Source organism: Coprobacter sp. (assembly GCF_982436375.1).
Genome location: NZ_CEWDCG010000317.1, coordinates 1 through 1,951 on the forward strand (window position 1 = coordinate 1; position 1,951 = coordinate 1,951).

Genomic DNA, 1,951 nt, shown 5'->3' on the forward strand with positions numbered 1-1,951 from the left:
AAACTTTGTGTATGAATTAGTTGGCTAATTTTATACTATTTACTGAATCTCCCTAAATAATTTATTTGCAAGAGGTTCTTTGAAGTCTCGTTGGAAATAGAATAAAAAGGTTTTCAAGATAGTTTTAGGAAGACATTTTATTTTTCTCCTATATAGATAGAACATATTCCGAAAGTCAGTTTTTTGCAGTAGGTTTTGGAAAACCCGGCTTTATGAAATATTTTCAGCATTTCTTCTCCTTGCGGAACGGCAGCGATCGATCGGGGTAGGTACGTATAGGCTTGGCTGTCTTTGGTAAACAGTTTTCCCATTAATGGGATAATATGGAATGTATATAATCGGTAAAGTTGTTTGAATGGAAAATGTTCGGGGGTCGAAAATTCGATCACTACCAATGTACCTCCGGGTTTCAATACCCGATACATCTCGGAATATCCTTTTTCCAAATGTTCAAAATTGCGAACGCCGAAAGATACCGTAATCGCATCGAATGTATTGTCTGCAAATGACAGTGAGAGACAGTCCTCGCAGAAGAACTTTATTTTGTCATTGAGATGGTATTCATCTATTTTTTTGCGGGCTATATTTAGCATTCCTTCCGACAGGTCTATTCCCGTAATACTTTCGGGAGAAAACATTTTTTCCATGAGCAGAGGCAAGTCTCCCGTGCCGGTAGCAATGTCGAGTATTGTTTTGGGGCGATATGCTGCGAGCCGTTTCATCGCCGCACGTCTCCATTGTTTGTCTATACCGAAAGTCATCATTCTGTTCAGCATGTCGTATGTCGGGGCAATTGTGTCGAACATTTGCCGGACTTGAGAACTTTTTGACTCTTTTTTATTATAGGGAAGTATCGATTCTGCTTTGTATTTATCCATAAAAAGGATTATTTGAAAAAATAATATTGAAAAGCAAAAGCCGAAGAACGTGTTTATCGGCAATTGCTTTTCATTGTATGATTTATTCCGGCATTTATTGTTTGTTTAAAAATTCCGTGACATTATGCTCTATACGGGCGGCGACATTCTCGGTATCAGCTTTGATAAATTTTTCACCGACGATATGTTCATAAAGTTCTATATACCGTTCTGAGACGCTTTCGCAATATGTAGGAGTCATTTCCGGCACTTTTTGACCTTCTTTCCCTTGAAAACCGTTTTGAATAAGCCATTGACGGACGAATTCTTTAGAAAGCTGTCGTTGTTCTTCGCCTTTGGCAAGACGTTCGGCATAACCATCTGCATAAAAGTAACGAGAAGAGTCCGGAGTATGTATCTCATCAATCAGGATGATTTTACCGTCTTTTTTTCCGAATTCATATTTTGTATCGACAAGAATCAATCCTTTCTCGGCTGCCATTTCAGTACCTCTCTTAAATAATGCCTGTGTATATTTTTCGAGTTGTTCGTAATCTTCTTTTGACACAATACCCTGAGCAATGATCTCTTCTTTCGAAATATTTTCATCATGGCCTTCATCAGCCTTGGTTGTCGGAGTGATGATCGGAGTTTCAAATTTTTGATTTTCTATCATTCCTTCAGGTAAAGTAATACCGCATAATGTTCGATCTCCGGCTTTATAAGCTCGCCATGCGCTACCGGTCAGATAACCTCGAATGACCATTTCTACTTTAAACGGTTCACAGCGAACGCCGACAGTAACCATCGGATCGGGAGTTGCGATTTTCCAGTTCGGGACAATGTCTGAAGTCGCATCAAGAAATTTTGCGGCAATTTGATTCAATACTTGTCCTTTGTAGGGAATCCCTTCTGGAAGTATTACGTCGAAAGCGGAAATTCGGTCACTGGCGACCATTACCAACAGTTCGTCGTTGATATTGTACACATCGCGTACTTTCCCGTGATATACACTTTTCTGACCCGGAAAGTTGAAGTCTGTTTTTACCAAAGCATTTTTCATTTCTGTAATACTTATTATGTTGTTATAGTTC

The 1,951-nt window shown here is 39.1% G+C and carries 2 protein-coding genes; both read right to left on the reverse strand.

The window, feature by feature from the left end:
• Window positions 1–137 precede the first annotated feature (137 nt).
• Entirely contained in the window at window positions 138–878 is a 741-nt protein-coding gene (gene ubiE / locus AC1WHX_RS12020; RefSeq protein ID WP_009318764.1) for a bifunctional demethylmenaquinone methyltransferase/2-methoxy-6-polyprenyl-1,4-benzoquinol methylase UbiE, read from the reverse strand.
• A 94-nt stretch (window positions 879–972) separates the two neighbouring features.
• Window positions 973–1,920 carry a phosphoribosylaminoimidazolesuccinocarboxamide synthase gene (locus AC1WHX_RS12025; protein ID WP_278585639.1) on the reverse strand — a complete coding sequence of 316 codons (948 nt, stop codon included), beginning with the start codon at window positions 1,918–1,920 and terminating at the stop codon, window positions 973–975.
• Between the last annotated feature and the right edge of the window lie 31 nt (window positions 1,921–1,951).

What these genes read in the sequence shown, in the direction of transcription:
- ubiE (WP_009318764.1), bottom strand. Translation starts at nt 878, where the DNA reads ATGGATAAATACAAAGCAGAATCGATACTTCCCTATAATAAAAAAGAG.
- AC1WHX_RS12025 (WP_278585639.1), bottom strand. Translation starts at nt 1,920, where the DNA reads ATGAAAAATGCTTTGGTAAAAACAGACTTCAACTTTCCGGGTCAGAAA.